Annotated in this window: 16 protein-coding genes; 10 read left to right on the top strand and 6 right to left on the bottom strand. The window is 55.7% G+C overall.

Going from position 1 to position 14230, the window contains the following annotated elements:
- Nucleotides 1-87 precede the first annotated feature (87 nt).
- From tfpZ to NAV33_RS19515, 4 genes are all read right to left on the bottom strand, one after another.
- Nucleotides 88-825: a TfpX/TfpZ family type IV pilin accessory protein gene (gene tfpZ / locus NAV33_RS19530; protein WP_255983145.1), complete on the bottom strand. Its 738-nt coding sequence runs from the start codon at nucleotides 823-825 to the stop codon at nucleotides 88-90.
- An 8-nt stretch (nucleotides 826-833) separates the two neighbouring features.
- Nucleotides 834-2225 (bottom strand): O-antigen ligase family protein, encoded by a 1392-nt coding sequence (locus NAV33_RS19525; protein WP_255983142.1) that lies wholly within the window; start codon nucleotides 2223-2225, stop codon nucleotides 834-836.
- 25 nt (nucleotides 2226-2250) lie between these two features.
- Nucleotides 2251-2676, bottom strand: a complete 426-nt coding sequence (locus NAV33_RS19520; RefSeq protein WP_255983140.1) for a pilin — start codon at nucleotides 2674-2676, stop codon at nucleotides 2251-2253.
- A gap of 67 nt (nucleotides 2677-2743) precedes the next feature.
- Nucleotides 2744-3163, bottom strand: a complete 420-nt coding sequence (locus NAV33_RS19515; protein ID WP_255983138.1) for a pilin — start codon at nucleotides 3161-3163, stop codon at nucleotides 2744-2746.
- A 311-nt stretch (nucleotides 3164-3474) separates the two neighbouring features.
- Between NAV33_RS19515 and pilB the strand changes: the two genes are divergently transcribed.
- The 5 genes from pilB (at nucleotide 3475) to yacG (ending at nucleotide 8197) form a co-directional block, all read left to right on the top strand.
- The gene (gene pilB / locus NAV33_RS19510) at nucleotides 3475-5178 is read left to right on the top strand and encodes a type IV-A pilus assembly ATPase PilB (RefSeq protein WP_255983136.1); all 1704 of its coding nucleotides are present in this window, start codon (nucleotides 3475-3477) and stop codon (nucleotides 5176-5178) included.
- A gap of 1 nt (nucleotide 5179) precedes the next feature.
- On the top strand, nucleotides 5180-6397 hold the full coding sequence (locus NAV33_RS19505; protein ID WP_255983133.1) for a type II secretion system F family protein: 1218 nt from the start codon (nucleotides 5180-5182) through the stop codon (nucleotides 6395-6397).
- A gap of 2 nt (nucleotides 6398-6399) precedes the next feature.
- A complete protein-coding gene (locus NAV33_RS19500; RefSeq protein WP_255983131.1) occupies nucleotides 6400-7269 on the top strand; it encodes a prepilin peptidase in 870 nt (289 codons plus the stop codon).
- A 125-nt stretch (nucleotides 7270-7394) separates the two neighbouring features.
- Nucleotides 7395-8003: a dephospho-CoA kinase gene (gene coaE / locus NAV33_RS19495; protein ID WP_255983129.1), complete on the top strand. Its 609-nt coding sequence runs from the start codon at nucleotides 7395-7397 to the stop codon at nucleotides 8001-8003.
- Nucleotides 8000-8197, top strand: coding sequence for a DNA gyrase inhibitor YacG (gene yacG / locus NAV33_RS19490; RefSeq protein WP_255983127.1), 198 nt, complete (start codon nucleotides 8000-8002; stop codon nucleotides 8195-8197). Before coaE ends, yacG begins: the two co-directional genes overlap by 4 nt.
- A gap of 51 nt (nucleotides 8198-8248) precedes the next feature.
- Here yacG and NAV33_RS19485 read toward each other — a convergent pair whose 3' ends face one another.
- Both NAV33_RS19485 and NAV33_RS19480 read right to left on the bottom strand, forming a co-directional pair.
- Nucleotides 8249-8941, bottom strand: a complete 693-nt coding sequence (locus tag NAV33_RS19485) for an energy-coupling factor ABC transporter permease (protein ID WP_255983125.1) — start codon at nucleotides 8939-8941, stop codon at nucleotides 8249-8251.
- A 107-nt stretch (nucleotides 8942-9048) separates the two neighbouring features.
- A complete protein-coding gene (locus tag NAV33_RS19480) occupies nucleotides 9049-10086 on the bottom strand; it encodes an NADP(H)-dependent aldo-keto reductase (RefSeq protein WP_255983123.1) in 1038 nt (345 codons plus the stop codon).
- Nucleotides 10087-10496: 410 nt separating this feature from the next.
- On the opposite strand from NAV33_RS19480, the gene rplM reads away from it, so the two are divergent.
- The 5 genes from rplM to NAV33_RS19455 all read left to right on the top strand — a co-directional run bounded on the left by rplM (nucleotide 10497) and on the right by NAV33_RS19455 (nucleotide 14207).
- Nucleotides 10497-10925 carry a 50S ribosomal protein L13 gene (gene rplM, locus NAV33_RS19475; protein WP_019342644.1) on the top strand — a complete coding sequence of 143 codons (429 nt, stop codon included), beginning with the start codon at nucleotides 10497-10499 and terminating at the stop codon, nucleotides 10923-10925.
- 14 nt (nucleotides 10926-10939) lie between these two features.
- Nucleotides 10940-11332: a 30S ribosomal protein S9 gene (gene rpsI / locus NAV33_RS19470; RefSeq protein WP_255983121.1), complete on the top strand. Its 393-nt coding sequence runs from the start codon at nucleotides 10940-10942 to the stop codon at nucleotides 11330-11332.
- 261 nt (nucleotides 11333-11593) lie between these two features.
- Nucleotides 11594-12187 (top strand): ubiquinol-cytochrome c reductase iron-sulfur subunit, encoded by a 594-nt coding sequence (gene petA / locus NAV33_RS19465; protein WP_255983119.1) that lies wholly within the window; start codon nucleotides 11594-11596, stop codon nucleotides 12185-12187.
- Nucleotides 12187-13398 (top strand): cytochrome b, encoded by a 1212-nt coding sequence (locus NAV33_RS19460; protein ID WP_255983117.1) that lies wholly within the window; start codon nucleotides 12187-12189, stop codon nucleotides 13396-13398. Before petA ends, NAV33_RS19460 begins: the two co-directional genes overlap by 1 nt.
- Nucleotides 13398-14207: a cytochrome c1 gene (locus NAV33_RS19455; RefSeq protein ID WP_255983115.1), complete on the top strand. Its 810-nt coding sequence runs from the start codon at nucleotides 13398-13400 to the stop codon at nucleotides 14205-14207. The genes NAV33_RS19460 and NAV33_RS19455 overlap by 1 nt, the downstream gene beginning before the upstream one ends.
- Nucleotides 14208-14230: the final 23 nt, after the last annotated feature.

Below are 14230 nucleotides of genomic sequence, written 5' to 3'. Positions count from 1 at the left end.
TTAGGCAGATCCGTAAGGGCGGTTGCAGCCCGCCGAGTGGCACGCGATGCTTCAAGAAACCCTAACCTGCCCCTAGTTCCTCGGTTTCTAATTCCATGGTTGAGCATTGACAATAGCGATAACCTCGCCACTATTTTCCCTCAGCAACACCACCATGTCTTTTTGATTGGCCTTTAAGGGCAGCCAGGCGCCTGCTTTAGGGTAGGTTTGTAGAATGACCTCGACAGCCTTGGGAGTATTATATTTCTCAAGCAACGCCAAAGGTTTTCCTGCTTTTTGCACGGCGAGTTCGACATTGCTCAGCGGTTGGTAAAGATTAGGACGCTGTGAAATATCGACACCTGCTAAAACAGACTCAAACAGCAAATCGCTTTTTTCGTCGGCACTCTCGGGCTCCAACACAGAAACCCACTTCGGCCCCATCCATGAAGGGCTTCGGTACTCTATTTTCGCCTCATCCAGCTTGCGTCCGTCAATATCGTTGGCGCGCACCAGGTGGAACCGGTCGTCAGCGAACACTAGCCATGCAGGTCGACCATCGGCCACAGCATGCAACCCATACAGCAATGCTCCAAGTTGTAAAACACAAATTATCGAGAGATCCATGACCAAGGTCTTCTTGCTCTGCTTGTAAACCAGAAGAGTAAGGCAAGGGCCAAGAACCACATCAATCGCTATTAGCATAAGAAATATCTTGGTCACGCCCAACGCCGTGTGCAGCGGGTTGGGGTACCAGATAAAGAACACCAGACAAACAACCGCCAGCGCCAAGCAGGCAGAGAGCAGCAGGTGAAGAGAAAAAGCCTTGATACGTGGATTGGACATGCAGAGCCTCACATCGGAATCCAACCCTGATCCCAAAACCTGGGTGGGCTGCCTATATTGTGTTCTTCATAAAACTTCATAGATGTTTCATGTAGCAAGGGAACTTCCACAACCAAAATGCGCGCAATGATGGCTATGGCCAGCAGCAAAAGAATAGAGAACATTCCACGCCGTATCGAGCAAGCAATGGCGGCAGCGCTTGCCGGGATTCCCCAGCGCGCTAGGGCCAACCCGGCAATAACCGCCAGCCAGCCTTCGGTATAGGGCATGGCAAATACACCATCGACTTGAGCAAGCGTCAACGAAGCCAGCAGGGCCATCCATAACGCAGCGTCAGGTACATCCGTATTGTTGCGAATTCTATTCATCCCTCGCAACATGCCGGTCATTATGCTGAACAGAAATAGTAACGTTGCCGGAATGCCCCATTCAGCAAGAAACTGCAAGGTAGCCTGATGCGGGTGTGCGCCGATATGGTTCCATACAGCCGAATAGTGCAGAGGCCCGACACCCAGAAACGGGTGGGCTTGGATCATTTCCCATGCGCCCTGCCATAGAACATCTCGCTTGGAAAGATCAAACCTCAAACCGGAAGGTATATCTCTGGCCAGCCCCACCCATTCGGGAATGCAGAAGAAAAGAAGAAAATAAAGTGCCGCACCGGCCAAGGCGAATGTCGCAACCTGTAACAGTAGTGCCTTGTAGCGAGCGCCGGTGGCCAGCAGAGTGACCATACACGCTATGCAGAGGCCTAGCAAAACACCACGCCCCGCCAGCGCCCAGACAATGCACCACTGCCATAAAAGAGCTAGATAGATGACGTTCTGGTTAAACAGCTTCTTGTTCCAGCCCTGCTGGAATGACAAGCCGTGCAGAATAGGAATAAGCAGTATTTGAAACTGGCCATAAAAACGCGGATTATCGAACCCTGGATACATCAAATAGGGGTTGACGTCACGTGTTCCGGTAAAAAAAGAGGCCAGGTAAAAGGCGAGAAATTGCACGGCCAGCAGTACTGACGTGACCAAGAGGATGAAAAGCGCTAGTTGTTGAGCGGCTGTTTGGCGAAGAACATGGCCGAGATAAATAATCAATGCCAGGCTGGACGCATATTTTGCCCACTCCTTCAGCGCCCATTGCGGGTGTTGAGATAACAACGCGGAAGCCAAGCCTAAGATAAACGCCAATAACACTGCATTGCCGGGCGGGGCAAAGGCGCCAGGGCGACGCAGGTAACCCAGCTGGAGTGCCGCTGAGGCAGCAACTACGAGCAGTAGCTGGGTAATTCTTTGCTGTTCCAGCCAGCTGTAATCAAGCAGCCAATAACTGAGGCTGGTGCTCGAAAAAACAAGCAGAAAAAAAGCCGCAATCAGTATTCCTTTATTTTTAAAGAAGAGCATCTGGTGTAGTTCGTTGGCTGAAGGTTTAGAGGCATTTCCCCGGCTTATACTGGCTGTCCAGGTCACTGGTGCAGCCCCACAAGCCCTCCGCCGTGCGGGTAAGGGTGATGATTTTGCCGTTGAACCGCCCTGGCATGCCATTCCGGGTGGTGCAGGTGATCGACCCCGTCGCCGCTGTAATGAGCGTCACCGTGCAATAGTTGGTGCTCGCGCCGATGCCAATAAACCCCGGTAAGCCGGACACAAGTGAAGGGATGTGACTTTCGCTGATTGCGTGCTCGAACGCAGCCTTTGCCGGGGTGATTTCGGCCAAGGCGGCAGCGGCTGTCGAGCGCACGGTGTAGTTCTGATAAGCGGGAAAGGCAATGGCCGCAAGAATGCCGATGATGGATAGCACGATCATCAGCTCAATTAGAGAAAAGCCGCGGCACGACACTTTCACAAGCTTCATGTTTCCTCCAAGTAAAAAGCAGGCGAAAAAAAAGAGCGGTTAAAGCCGCTCTTTTTTTTAGGCTCGATTAGGAACACTTGCCTGGCTTGTACTTGGCGTCAAGGGTACTGGCGCAGCTCCATTCGCCGTCAGCGGTACGATTAAGCGTGATTGTTTTGGTATCAAACTTGCCGGCATTGCCGCCTTTGGCAGTACACTGGATGTGACCATCTGCAGCAGTATCAAGCGCCACGGTACAGTAAGAAGTAGAGCTGGTGATGCCAATGTAGCCTTCGTCAGTAGAAGTGAGCGACGGAGTTTTACCCTCGTTGATCGCCTGCTCAAAGCCAATCTTGCCGGGGGTGATTTCGGCCAGGGCAGCGGCAGCGTTGGAGCGTACGGTATAGTCCTGATATGCCGGCAGTGCAATTGCGGCCAGAATGCCGATGATCGCTACAACGATCATCAATTCAATTAGAGTAAAACCCTTCTGCATCTGAGCTTTCATTTGAATCTCCTTTAAGTGTTAAGGCTGTGAGCCTGGCAGACCTAAAGCAGTTCGCGTGCCAGCTGTCGTTTGGCTTGAGCTCAGCGGCCAATACTGTGAAGCACCTCAACCAATTGTCGTTGCCGAAAGACTCTTCCCGGGCGCTGTATAGCTTCCCGCGCCTCAAGCGTCGAGGTGAAAAGGCCGAGTTGCAACATCTGGGCTGACTCTTTGCGGGCGATATGTGACCAAGAACGTCACCTGCCGCTGACCTTGTTTGCAGCCACCGGCATCTGCGCTATAAGGCGGACACAGATTGTATCGAGGCCACCATGAGCGAAAACATTTCCCTATCCGGATTGGCACGGCAGATGGTCGTAGCTGGGGTGCTGGATGAAAAAATAGCGCAGCAGGCACAGGTCCAGGCCCTTCGCAGCAAAACTCCCTTCGTTAGCTATGTGGTGCAGAACAAGCTGGCGAAAGGCCGTGTCATAGCGGAGCTTGCGTCCGACCAATTCGGTGTCGCATTGTTGGATTTGTCTGCACTAGATAAGGATTCACTGCCCAAAGACCTGATTAGTGAGAAGTTGGCACGTCAGCACCGTGTGCTGCCGCTCTCCAAGCGTGGCACTAAGCTATATATAGCCATCTCCGACCCCGCCAACCATCAGTCCATCTCTGATATTCAATTCAGTACCGGGTTGACCATTGAGTCGATCCTGGTTGAGGACGACAAGCTGGGCGATGCGATCGACAAGCTGTATGACGGCGGGTCGACAGGACTGGAAGATCTGGGTGAGGTCGATCTGGATGGCGTCGATGTCGAGACCGTCAGCGATGACGGCAAGACGGAAGAGGGCGGTGAGGCTGCGGATGACGCCCCGGTCGTTCGTTTCGTCAACAAGATGCTGCTTGACGCCATTCGCGGGGGCTCATCGGACTTGCACTTCGAACCCTATGAAAAGGCCTATCGGGTGCGCCTGCGTACCGATGGCATCCTTCATGAGGTCGCCCGTCCGCCTATCCAGCTGGCCCCGCGTATCTCCGCGCGCCTGAAGGTCATGGCCGGGCTGGATATCTCCGAACGGCGCAAGCCGCAGGATGGCCGGATCAAGATGAAGCTGTCCAAGACCAAGGCGATCGATTTTCGCGTCAACACCTTGCCCACGCTGTGGGGCGAGAAGATCGTGATGCGGATTCTCGACCCCTCCAGTGCGCAAATGGGCATCGATGCGCTGGGGTACGAGGAGGATCAGAAAGAGCTGTACATGAATGCGCTCAAGCAGCCCCAAGGGATGATTCTGGTAACGGGCCCGACGGGGTCGGGCAAGACGGTATCCCTTTATACCGGCCTGAATATTCTCAATACGGTGGACGTGAATATATCCACCGCCGAAGACCCGGTGGAGATCAACCTCGAGGGCATCAACCAGGTCAACGTCAACCCTAGGCAGGGCATGGACTTTTCTCAGGCGCTGCGGGCCTTCCTGCGTCAGGACCCGGACGTGATCATGGTGGGCGAAATCCGAGACCTTGAAACCGCGGAAATTGCGATCAAGGCTGCGCAGACCGGGCATATGGTGATGTCTACCCTGCACACCAACAGTGCAGCAGAAACCCTGACGCGGCTACGGAACATGGGCGTGGCGGCATTCAATATCGCGACTTCGGTGAACCTGATCATCGCCCAGCGGCTGGCGCGCAAGCTCTGCAATAGCTGCAAAAAAGAAGTGGAACTGCCAAGGGAGGCCCTACTGGAAGAGGGCTTCCCTGCCGATAAGATCGGTACCTTCAAAATCTACGGCCCGGTTGGCTGCGATAATTGCAAGGGTGGATATAAAGGCCGTGTCGGTATTTATGAAGTGGTTAAAAACACGCCGTCGCTGGCCAGGATTATCATGGAGGACGGTAATTCCATCGATATCTCCACCCAGATGCGTAAAGACGGCTTCAACGATCTGCGAACCTCGGCCTTGGTCAAGGCCATGCAGGGCGTGACCAGCCTGGAAGAAGTCAACCGGGTGACCAAGGACTAACATGGCGCAGAAAGCGGTAAAAACCAGTATCTTCACCTGGGAAGGAACGAATAAGCAAGGCGCAAAGGTAAAAGGCGAGCTGAGCGGCGTCAGCCCGGCGCTGGTCAAGGCTCAATTGCGCAAGCAGGGCGTCAATCCACAAAAGGTTCGCAAAAAGTCGGTTTCGCTGTTCAGTGCCGGAAAAAAGATCAAGCCGATGGATATCGCCCTGTTCACCCGGCAGATGGCGACCATGATGAAAGCTGGCGTGCCGCTACTGCAGTCTTTTGACATTATCGGTGAGGGGTTCGATAACCAGAATATGCGCAAACTGGTGGACGACCTTAAACAGGAGGTCGCGGCGGGTAACAGCTTTGCTTCGTCGCTTCGCAAGAAGCCGCAATACTTCGATGATCTTTATTGCAACCTGGTTGACTCCGGCGAGCAGTCCGGCTCGTTGGAAACATTGCTTGATCGAGTAGCGACCTACAAGGAAAAGACAGAGGCGCTGAAGGCCAAGATCAAGAAGGCGATGAACTACCCGATTGCCGTGGTGTTGGTGGCAATCATCGTGTCTGCCATCTTGCTTATCAAGGTGGTTCCGCAGTTCCAGAGCGTCTTTGCCAATTTCGGCGCCGAGCTGCCGGCGTTCACCTTGATGGTGATCGGCCTATCGGAAGCCTTACAGGAATGGTGGTATGTCGTACTGATCGGCCTTATCGGTGCCGCCTATGCTTTCAAACAAGCGCATACACGATCCGAGAAATTCCGTAACTGGTTTGACAGGGTCCTGTTGAAGGTGCCGGTGGTTGGCGATATTTTGTACAAATCCGCCGTGGCTCGCTTTGCTCGGACGCTTTCCACTACCTTTGCTGCGGGAGTGCCATTGGTGGATGCGCTGGACTCGGTCGCGGGCGCCACAGGCAATGTGGTGTTCCGCAATGCTACGGCGAAGGTCAAGAATGACGTTTCCAGTGGTATGCAGCTGAATTTCTCGATGCGTACAACCGGCACCTTTCCCAGTATGGCGATCCAGATGACGGCAATTGGCGAAGAGTCCGGCGCGCTGGACGAGATGCTCGCCAAGGTGGCGACGTTCTATGAGGATGAAGTGGACAACATGGTCGATGGCCTCACTGCCCTGATGGAGCCGATGATCATGGCGGTTTTGGGGGTGTTGGTTGGCGGTCTGATTATCGCCATGTACTTGCCGATCTTCCAGCTGGGCTCTGTGGTTTAAACATGAATGTAGTCACCTTTCTGGCCAGCAATACGCTGGCCTTTGTTTTGTGCGCGCTGGTGCTTGGCCTACTGGTCGGCAGTTTTCTCAATGTGGTGATCCATCGCTTGCCGATCATGATGCAGCGGGACTGGCGATCCCAGGCGCGTGAGTTTCTCGATCTGCCTGCCGAGCCCGCCGGTGCAGCGTTCAATCTCGTCCTACCGAATTCTCATTGTCCGCATTGCGACCATGAGATTCGCCCGTGGGAGAACCTTCCGCTGGTGAGTTGGCTGGCGTTGCGTGGCAAATGTTCGTCATGCCGGGCGCCGATTAGCCGTCGTTATCCTATTATCGAACTGCTTTGCGGGCTCTTGTCGGCGTATGTCGCCTGGCATCTCGGTTTTTCCTGGCAGGCCGGCGCCATGCTGCTGGTGACCTGGGGTTTGCTGGCGATGAGTATGATCGACGTCGACCATCAACTGCTGCCGGACTCGATCGTGCTGCCGCTGCTGTGGCTGGGGCTGATCGTCAATAGCTTCGGGCTGTTTGCTTCGCTTTCGGATGCGCTCTGGGGAGCGATTATTGGCTACCTCAGCCTGTGGTCGGTGTACTGGGTGTTCAAGCTGATCACTGGCAAAGAGGGTATGGGCTACGGCGATTTCAAGTTACTGGCGATGCTGGGCGCCTGGGGCGGCTGGCAGGTTTTGCCGTTGACGATTCTTCTGTCTTCCGTAGTGGGTGCGGTGCTCGGAACGATCATGTTGCGTGTGCAAAAAGCTGAAAGTAGCACCCCGATCCCCTTCGGGCCCTACCTGGCGATTGCCGGTTGGATTGCGATGCTGTGGGGCGACCAGATCACCTCAAGCTATCTTCAGTTCGCCCGGTTCTGAAGGCCTGAGCGTTCTGCTTGCCGAGGGAGCGTCTTGCTAGCGCTTTTATCGGCTCGATTTTCTTCCTTGCATCCTCGGTTTTCACGCGTTACTACTGCGCGTCGTTTTCTCTGGATGGTTCGACGATGAAACCGTGGATCCTCGGTTTGACGGGTGGGATTGGCAGTGGCAAGAGCGCGGTGGCCGAGCAGTTCGGTAGGCTCGGCGTGCACTGGGTCGATGCGGACCATGCCGCGCGCTGGGTAGTCGAGCCCGGCAGACCGGCTTTGAGTCTGATCGCTGAGCGCTTCGGTGCGGACGTTCTTGCAGCCGATGGCAGCCTGGATCGGGCGGTACTACGCAGACTGGTTTTTAAGGATCCAGAGCAGCGCAAATGGCTCGAGCAACTGCTGCATCCTTTGATTCGTCAGGAAATCGCCGAGCACCTGGCTCGCGCGCAGTCTCCGTACGCCATTATGGTGTCTCCGTTATTGATCGAGTCCGGTCAATACCGGCAGGCCGACCGCGTGCTGGTGGTCGATGTGCCTGAAGAGGTACAGCTGCAACGCGCAGTCCTGCGGGATCAGTCCAGCGAGGAGCAAATTCGCGCCATCCTCAGGGTTCAAGCCAGTCGGGACGACCGCTTGCGTCATGCAGATGACGTATTGGTCAACGACCGCGATCTTGAATGGCTGAAGGCAGAGGTTGAACGTCTGCATAAATTTTATCTGACGCTACGAGGAGGTCAGGAATGAGTACTACGGTTGTTGAATGCCCTACCTGTGGTGCGCCGGTCGAATGGGGCGTGCAGAGCCCAAATCGGCCTTTCTGTTCCGATCGCTGTAAATTGATCGATCTTGGTGCCTGGGCATCGGAGGAACATGCGATTCCGGGTAATGAGCTCGAAGATGATCTGTTTTCGGATGATATGCCGCCTCGCCAGCATTGAGTCTGATGCGAGGGTCTCAGTTGTTTGGTGGAGCAGTCGATGTAGCTCCGATCAGGCCTGCTTGTCGCCATTGTCTTTCCGCGGCGCTTGCAAATAGCGGCTGCGGTTGAAGGTCTCCATCCAGTCGGGATAAAACACCACGAGCGCGCTGACAATGGTTCCGTTGATGAACGCTTCGGGAAACATCACTAGCCAGATGTAGCCGGCGAAGTCATCGAGCCAGGGTGGCATCGGATAGCGGCCATCGATCAATAAGATTCCGAGCCCGGCAAGAATGCAGAGAAGCGCGGCGAGTCCGGCTGCGAAAAAGCCCGAAAAGAAGATGTAGACGAACAGGTTGCGCGGCTGCGATCGCTCGACCAGTCGCGCGCAGAGTTCGGTTACCGCGACAGGAATCAACACCAGCAATACCCCGTTGACGCCTAGCGCAATCAACTGCTGATGACCTGTTACGGTCAGGCCGAGCTGTGCAATGAATGCCGCGAGGATGGCCAGTGGCCAATCCAGCAGCAGCGTCACGGCAGTCAGGCCAATAAAGTGGAAGGACAGCCCGGAGTCGAAATCCCGTCGGACCAGCCAGAGCAGAAAAATTGCCAGCACAGCGCCGAACAACAGATGCTGGCGTCGGATGTCGCTGAAGAGCTCCACCCAGGGCGCTCGCACGCAAGCCCATACCAGGCCGGCGGCGTACAGCAGCCAGCCTGTGAGGAGGGTGGACGGTGCGAGCAGTTCGGCAGCAATCATCCTCGCTTCTCCTCGGCGCGGCTCTAATCAGGCTTTAACAGCCGCAGCAGTATAACGCTGCGGCTATGAGCTTGGGCTGGCGCGCGTTTGGATACCAGGCAATTGCATCAGGGGGCTGGGTTGGGTTGCGCGCTGTGGATTGACTCTAGCGCCGCAAGCACCTCGGCAGATAACTTCAGATCGGAGCTCGCAAGGTTGCTATCCAGCTGTTCGAGCGATGTCGCGCCAATGATATTGCTGGTCACGAAGGGTTGCTGCGTCACAAAAGCCAGGGCCATCTGTGCCGGATCCAGACCGTGCTCGCGAGCGAGGGAGACATAGCGGGAGCAGGCCGCCTGTGCCTGTGGATTGGTATAGCGGGCAAAGCGGCTGAACATGGTTATGCGCGCGCCGGCGGGGCGTGCGCCCTGCTCGTATTTGCCGCTGAGCATGCCGAACGCCAATGGTGAATAGGCAAGCAGGCCGCATTGCTCACGGATCGCTATTTCTGCCAGACCCACCTCGAAGCTGCGGTTGAGCAAGTTGTACGGGTTCTGAATCGACACCGCACGCGGCAAGCCTCTGGATTCGGCCAGCTGCAGAAATTTCATCGTGCCCCATGGGGTTTCGTTGGACAGGCCGATATGGCGAATTTTTCCGGCCTTTACCTGCTCGCCGAGCGCGTCCAGCGTTTCTTCAAGCGGGGTGAAGTCCTCTGGTTGATGTCGGTAGCCGAGTTGACCGAAGAAATTGGTGCTGCGCTCGGGCCAGTGCAGTTGATAGAGATCTATCCAGTCCGTCTGGAGACGCTTCAGGCTGGCGTCGAGGGCGGCAACGATGTGTTGACGGTTTAGCTTCAGCTGGCCTTCACGAATGTGGCTGATGCCATTGCCCGGTCCGGCAATCTTGCTCGCCAGGATCCAGTCGGCTCGGTTCCCGCGGGCTTTGAAGTAGTTTCCAATGAAACGCTCGGTGGTCGCATAGGTCTCGGGCTTCGGCGGCACCGGATACATTTCTGCGGTATCGATGAAATTGATTCCCGCTCCCTTTGCGCGATCCAGTTGGGCGAAGGCTTCGCTTTCTTCGTTCTGTTCGCCCCAGGTCATTGTGCCTAGGCAAAGTGAGCTGACTTTTAGGTCGGTGCGGCCTAGCTGGCGCTGTTCCATACGGTGTCCTTTTGATGATCTTGTGTGTCGGATGGTTTGCTGACTGATAAGTTTCTGCTCCGCCACCTGGCTGGCTTGGAGCATCTCTCTAAAGCTTGCTAGCTGGGGAGTATTCTGGGCGATCGCTTCGGCCCAGGCGGAAATTGCCGCCTTCGCCGCCTTGAGAGTCGAAGCGGCTTGCTATTTTGCTCGTAATCAGGATAATTCCGCAGCCTGTCGCCGGGGATGCCTAGCCCGCTGACGCAAAAACAAGGTAGGGGATGCCTAGCCTACCAAACACTGCCGTAGCGGACGCGCTGACCCGAGCCCCCGATAGCGTCTGTTTCCGGCTGTCCTGGCCTTGCCAGGGCGAGCACCATTCAGTAAGATTCGCCGTCTTATTTTCAGGGCGGCCCCTGAGGCTATAACGAATGAAGACTTTTACTGCTAAACCGGAAACCGTCAAGCGCGACTGGTTCGTCGTCGACGCTGCCGGCCAGACCCTGGGTCGTCTGGCAACCGAAATCGCTAGCCGCCTGCGTGGCAAGCACAAGGCGGAATACACCCCTCACGTCGATACCGGTGATTACATCGTCGTTATCAATGCCGAGCAAGTACGTGTTACCGGTGCCAAGACCACCGACAAGATGTACTACTCTCACTCCGGTTTCCCGGGTGGCATCAAGTCGATCAACTTCGAGAAGCTGATCGCCAAGGCGCCAGAGCGTGTGATCGAGACCGCGGTCAAAGGCATGCTGCCTAAGAATCCGCTGGGTCGCGACATGTATCGTAAGCTGAAGGTGTACAAGGGTGCCAATCATCCGCATACCGCTCAGCAGCCCCAAGAACTGAAGATTTAACGGAATAGTTCATTATGTCGGCGACTCAAAATTACGGCACTGGCCGTCGCAAGACTGCAACCGCGCGCGTCTTCCTGCGTCCGGGCACTGGCAAGATTTCCATCAACAATCGTGAGCTGGATAACTTCTTCGGGCGCGAAACCGCCCGCATGGTTGTTCGTCAGCCGCTGGAGCTGACCGAGACCGTCGAGAAGTTCGACATCTACGTCACCGTTCTCGGTGGTGGTGTGAGTGGTCAGGCCGGTGCGATCCGTCACGGAATCACTCGTGCACTGATGGACTATGACGAGGCTCTTCGTCCTGCTCTGCGCAAGGCTGGCTTCGTTACTCGCGATGCTCGTGAAGTTGAACGTAAGAAAGTCGGTTTGCGCAAAGCGCGTAAGCGTCCGCAGTACTCGAAGCGCTAATCAGCTTCACAAAAAACGCCCAGCTTCTTCCGAAACTGGGCGTTTTTTTATGGGCGATAGCAAACCCTGCGACAGCTTGTCGCGCGCTCAATGCCCCGATTTTCGGGGCTTTGAGCTGAGTTGTGTCAGGTTATTACCTTGTCATGCGAGGGGCTTTTCTTTACCATTTGGCGAATTTTTTCGCGGCCTCGTTTTACGGTAGACGCACGTAGTAGACGCCTGCTTTCGGTAGGCCATAAGAAACTGATGGGAGACGACTGAATGAGCAATGACGGCGTGAATGCTGGCCGGCGTCGCTTCCTTGTAGCCGCTACTTCGGTAGTAGGTGCTGCAGGAGCGGTGGGCGCCGCGGTCCCGTTTGTGGGATCGTGGTTCCCGAGTGCCAAGGCCAAGGCGGCCGGCGCACCGGTTAAGGTAAATATCAGTAAGATCGAGCCGGGCCAGCAGATGATCGCCGAATGGCGTGGCCAGCCGGTGTTTATCGTGCGTCGTACCGAGGAGGCACTGGCTAACCTGGACAAGCTCACCGATAGGGTTGCTGATCCGAAGTCTGAAGCATCCGTACAGCCAGCCTATGTCGATCCGCAGGTTCGCTCGATCAAGCCAGAGCTGCTAATTGTGGTTGGGCTCTGTACGCACCTGGGTTGCTCACCATCCTTCCGGCCAGAAGTTGCGGCCCCCGATCTAGGCGCTGATTGGCTCGGCGGCTATTTCTGCCCGTGCCATGGTTCGAAATATGACTTGGCTGGCCGCGTCTTCAAGGGGCAGCCGGCTCCCTTGAACCTGCCGGTTCCCCCACATACGTACGAGACGGATACCACAGTCGTCATCGGCGTGGATCAGGAGAGCGCGTGATGAGCAAGTTCATGGAATGGGTTGATGCGCGCTTCCCCGCGACCAAGATGTGGGAAGACCATCTAAGTAAGTACTACGCACCGAAGAACTTTAACGTGCTCTACTTCTTCGGCTCCCTGGCGTTGTTGGTTCTGGTCAACCAGATTCTCACTGGTATTTGGCTGACGATGAGCTTCGAGCCGTCGGCAGAGGGTGCGTTTGCGTCTGTCGAATACATCATGCGTGACGTGGAGTACGGCTGGATCATTCGCTACCTGCACTCCACCGGTGCATCGGCGTTCTTCGTCGTGGTTTACCTTCACATGTTCCGCGGCATTCTCTACGGCTCCTATCAGAAGCCTCGTGAGCTGGTATGGATCTTCGGCATGATGATCTATCTGGCACTGATGGCTGAAGCTTTCATGGGTTATCTGCTGCCGTGGGGCCAGATGTCCTACTGGGGCGCCCAGGTGATCATTTCGCTGTTCGGTGCCATTCCGGTTATTGGTGGCGATCTAACCCAGTGGATCCGTGGCGACTATCTGATCTCGGGTATCACTCTCAACCGCTTCTTCGCGCTGCACGTCATCGCTCTGCCGATCGTGATTCTCGGCTTGGTAGTGCTACATATTCTTGCTCTGCATGAAGTGGGTTCGAACAACCCGATGGGCGTGGACATCAAGAAGAGCAAGGATGAAGCGGGAGTGCCTCTTGATGGCATTCCGTTCCATCCTTACTACACGGTCAAAGACATCGTCGGTGTGGTGGTGTTCCTATTCGTGTTCTGCGCCATCGTGTTCTTCTTTCCGGAGATGGGTGGGTACTTTCTGGAGAAGCCGAACTTCGAGGTTGCGAACGCTTTCAAGACGCCTGAGCACATCGCGCCTGTCTGGTACTTCACGCCTTATTACGCGATTCTGCGTGCGGTCCCGGACAAGCTCCTCGGTGTTATCGCCATGGGCGCCGCGATTGCCGTGCTGTTCGTGCTGCCCTGGCTGGACCGTAGCCCGGTCAAATCCATGCGCTACAAAGGCTGGATGAGCAAGATCGCGCTGGTGTTGTTCTGCATCTCCTTCGTCATCCTCGGCGTGCTTGGTGTGTTGGCTCCTACTCCTGAGCGCACGTTGGTATCTCGGATCTGTACTGCTATCTACTTCGGTTACTTCATCCTGATGCCGTTCTACACCAAGCTCGAGAAGACCAAAGTAGTTCCGCAAAGGGTGGCTGGCTGATGAAAAAGCAATTTGCTGCATTGATTCTTGCACTGGTGCCGGCATTCGGTTTTGCCGCTGGCGGTGGCGTTCACCTTGATGAAGTGGATGTCGACCTGACCGACAAGGTTGCGCTGCAGGATGGCTTGAGAACCTTCGCCAGCTACTGCATGGGTTGCCATAGCGCGCAATATCAGCGTTACGAGCGCGTTGCGACCGATCTGGGCATTCCAGAGGAAGTGATGTTGGACCAGGTCGTGTTCAGTGACGCCAAGATTGGCGACCACATGAAGATCGGGATGAAGCCGGCAGATGCCAAAGGCTGGTTTGGTGCGGCTCCGCCGGACCTGACGCTGGTAGCGCGAGTTCGTGGTAATGACTGGCTCTACACTTACCTGCGTAGCTTCTATGAAGACCCTACGCGTCCTTACGGCGTCAACAATACCGTGTTCCCGAACGTGGGCATGCCTCACGTGCTGGCACCGCTTCAGGGCCGTCAGGTGCTGCCGAGCAAGTTGCCTGAGGGCGAGTCGGTTGCATGCAAGCAGGTTCAGGTCGTTGAAGATGGCCGCAAGCAATTCGATCCACTCACCGGCACCCCGATCACGCACGAGGACTGCCACGTGTTGACGGTCGTGAAAGGCACTGGTGAGCTGACCGAAGCGGAGTACGACGAGAAGATCAAGAATCTCGTGACCTTCCTGGCTTACTCGGCCAACCCGGTCAAATTGGAAAGCCAGCGCATCGGTACCTACGTGCTGTTGTTCCTGGCGTTCTTCTTCGTGTTCGCCTATTTGCTCAAGCGCGAATACTGGAAAGACGTCCACTGACCCCTTAGCTGTTTTGCGGTACT

The organism is Stutzerimonas stutzeri, assembly GCF_024448715.1.
In the GTDB taxonomy this organism is placed as follows: Bacteria; Pseudomonadota; Gammaproteobacteria; order Pseudomonadales; family Pseudomonadaceae; genus Stutzerimonas; species Stutzerimonas stutzeri_AR.
This window is presented reverse-complemented; position numbering and strand designations above follow the sequence as displayed.

Bases quoted from the DNA above. Each gene is read 5' to 3' on its own strand.
- NAV33_RS19480 (WP_255983123.1), bottom strand. From the start codon at position 10,086: ATGGAACAGCGCCAGCTAGGCCGCACCGACCTAAAAGTCAGCTCACTT.
- NAV33_RS19505 (WP_255983133.1), top strand. From the start codon at position 5,180: ATGGCGCAGAAAGCGGTAAAAACCAGTATCTTCACCTGGGAAGGAACG.
- NAV33_RS19485 (WP_255983125.1), bottom strand. From the start codon at position 8,941: ATGATTGCTGCCGAACTGCTCGCACCGTCCACCCTCCTCACAGGCTGG.
- yacG (WP_255983127.1), top strand. From the start codon at position 8,000: ATGAGTACTACGGTTGTTGAATGCCCTACCTGTGGTGCGCCGGTCGAA.
- NAV33_RS19515 (WP_255983138.1), bottom strand. From the start codon at position 3,163: ATGAAAGCTCAGATGCAGAAGGGTTTTACTCTAATTGAATTGATGATC.
- rplM (WP_019342644.1), top strand. From the start codon at position 10,497: ATGAAGACTTTTACTGCTAAACCGGAAACCGTCAAGCGCGACTGGTTC.
- NAV33_RS19460 (WP_255983117.1), top strand. From the start codon at position 12,187: ATGAGCAAGTTCATGGAATGGGTTGATGCGCGCTTCCCCGCGACCAAG.
- NAV33_RS19520 (WP_255983140.1), bottom strand. From the start codon at position 2,676: ATGAAGCTTGTGAAAGTGTCGTGCCGCGGCTTTTCTCTAATTGAGCTG.
- rpsI (WP_255983121.1), top strand. From the start codon at position 10,940: ATGTCGGCGACTCAAAATTACGGCACTGGCCGTCGCAAGACTGCAACC.
- petA (WP_255983119.1), top strand. From the start codon at position 11,594: ATGAGCAATGACGGCGTGAATGCTGGCCGGCGTCGCTTCCTTGTAGCC.
- NAV33_RS19525 (WP_255983142.1), bottom strand. From the start codon at position 2,225: ATGCTCTTCTTTAAAAATAAAGGAATACTGATTGCGGCTTTTTTTCTG.
- NAV33_RS19455 (WP_255983115.1), top strand. From the start codon at position 13,398: ATGAAAAAGCAATTTGCTGCATTGATTCTTGCACTGGTGCCGGCATTC.
- NAV33_RS19500 (WP_255983131.1), top strand. From the start codon at position 6,400: ATGAATGTAGTCACCTTTCTGGCCAGCAATACGCTGGCCTTTGTTTTG.
- coaE (WP_255983129.1), top strand. From the start codon at position 7,395: ATGAAACCGTGGATCCTCGGTTTGACGGGTGGGATTGGCAGTGGCAAG.
- pilB (WP_255983136.1), top strand. From the start codon at position 3,475: ATGAGCGAAAACATTTCCCTATCCGGATTGGCACGGCAGATGGTCGTA.
- tfpZ (WP_255983145.1), bottom strand. From the start codon at position 825: ATGTCCAATCCACGTATCAAGGCTTTTTCTCTTCACCTGCTGCTCTCT.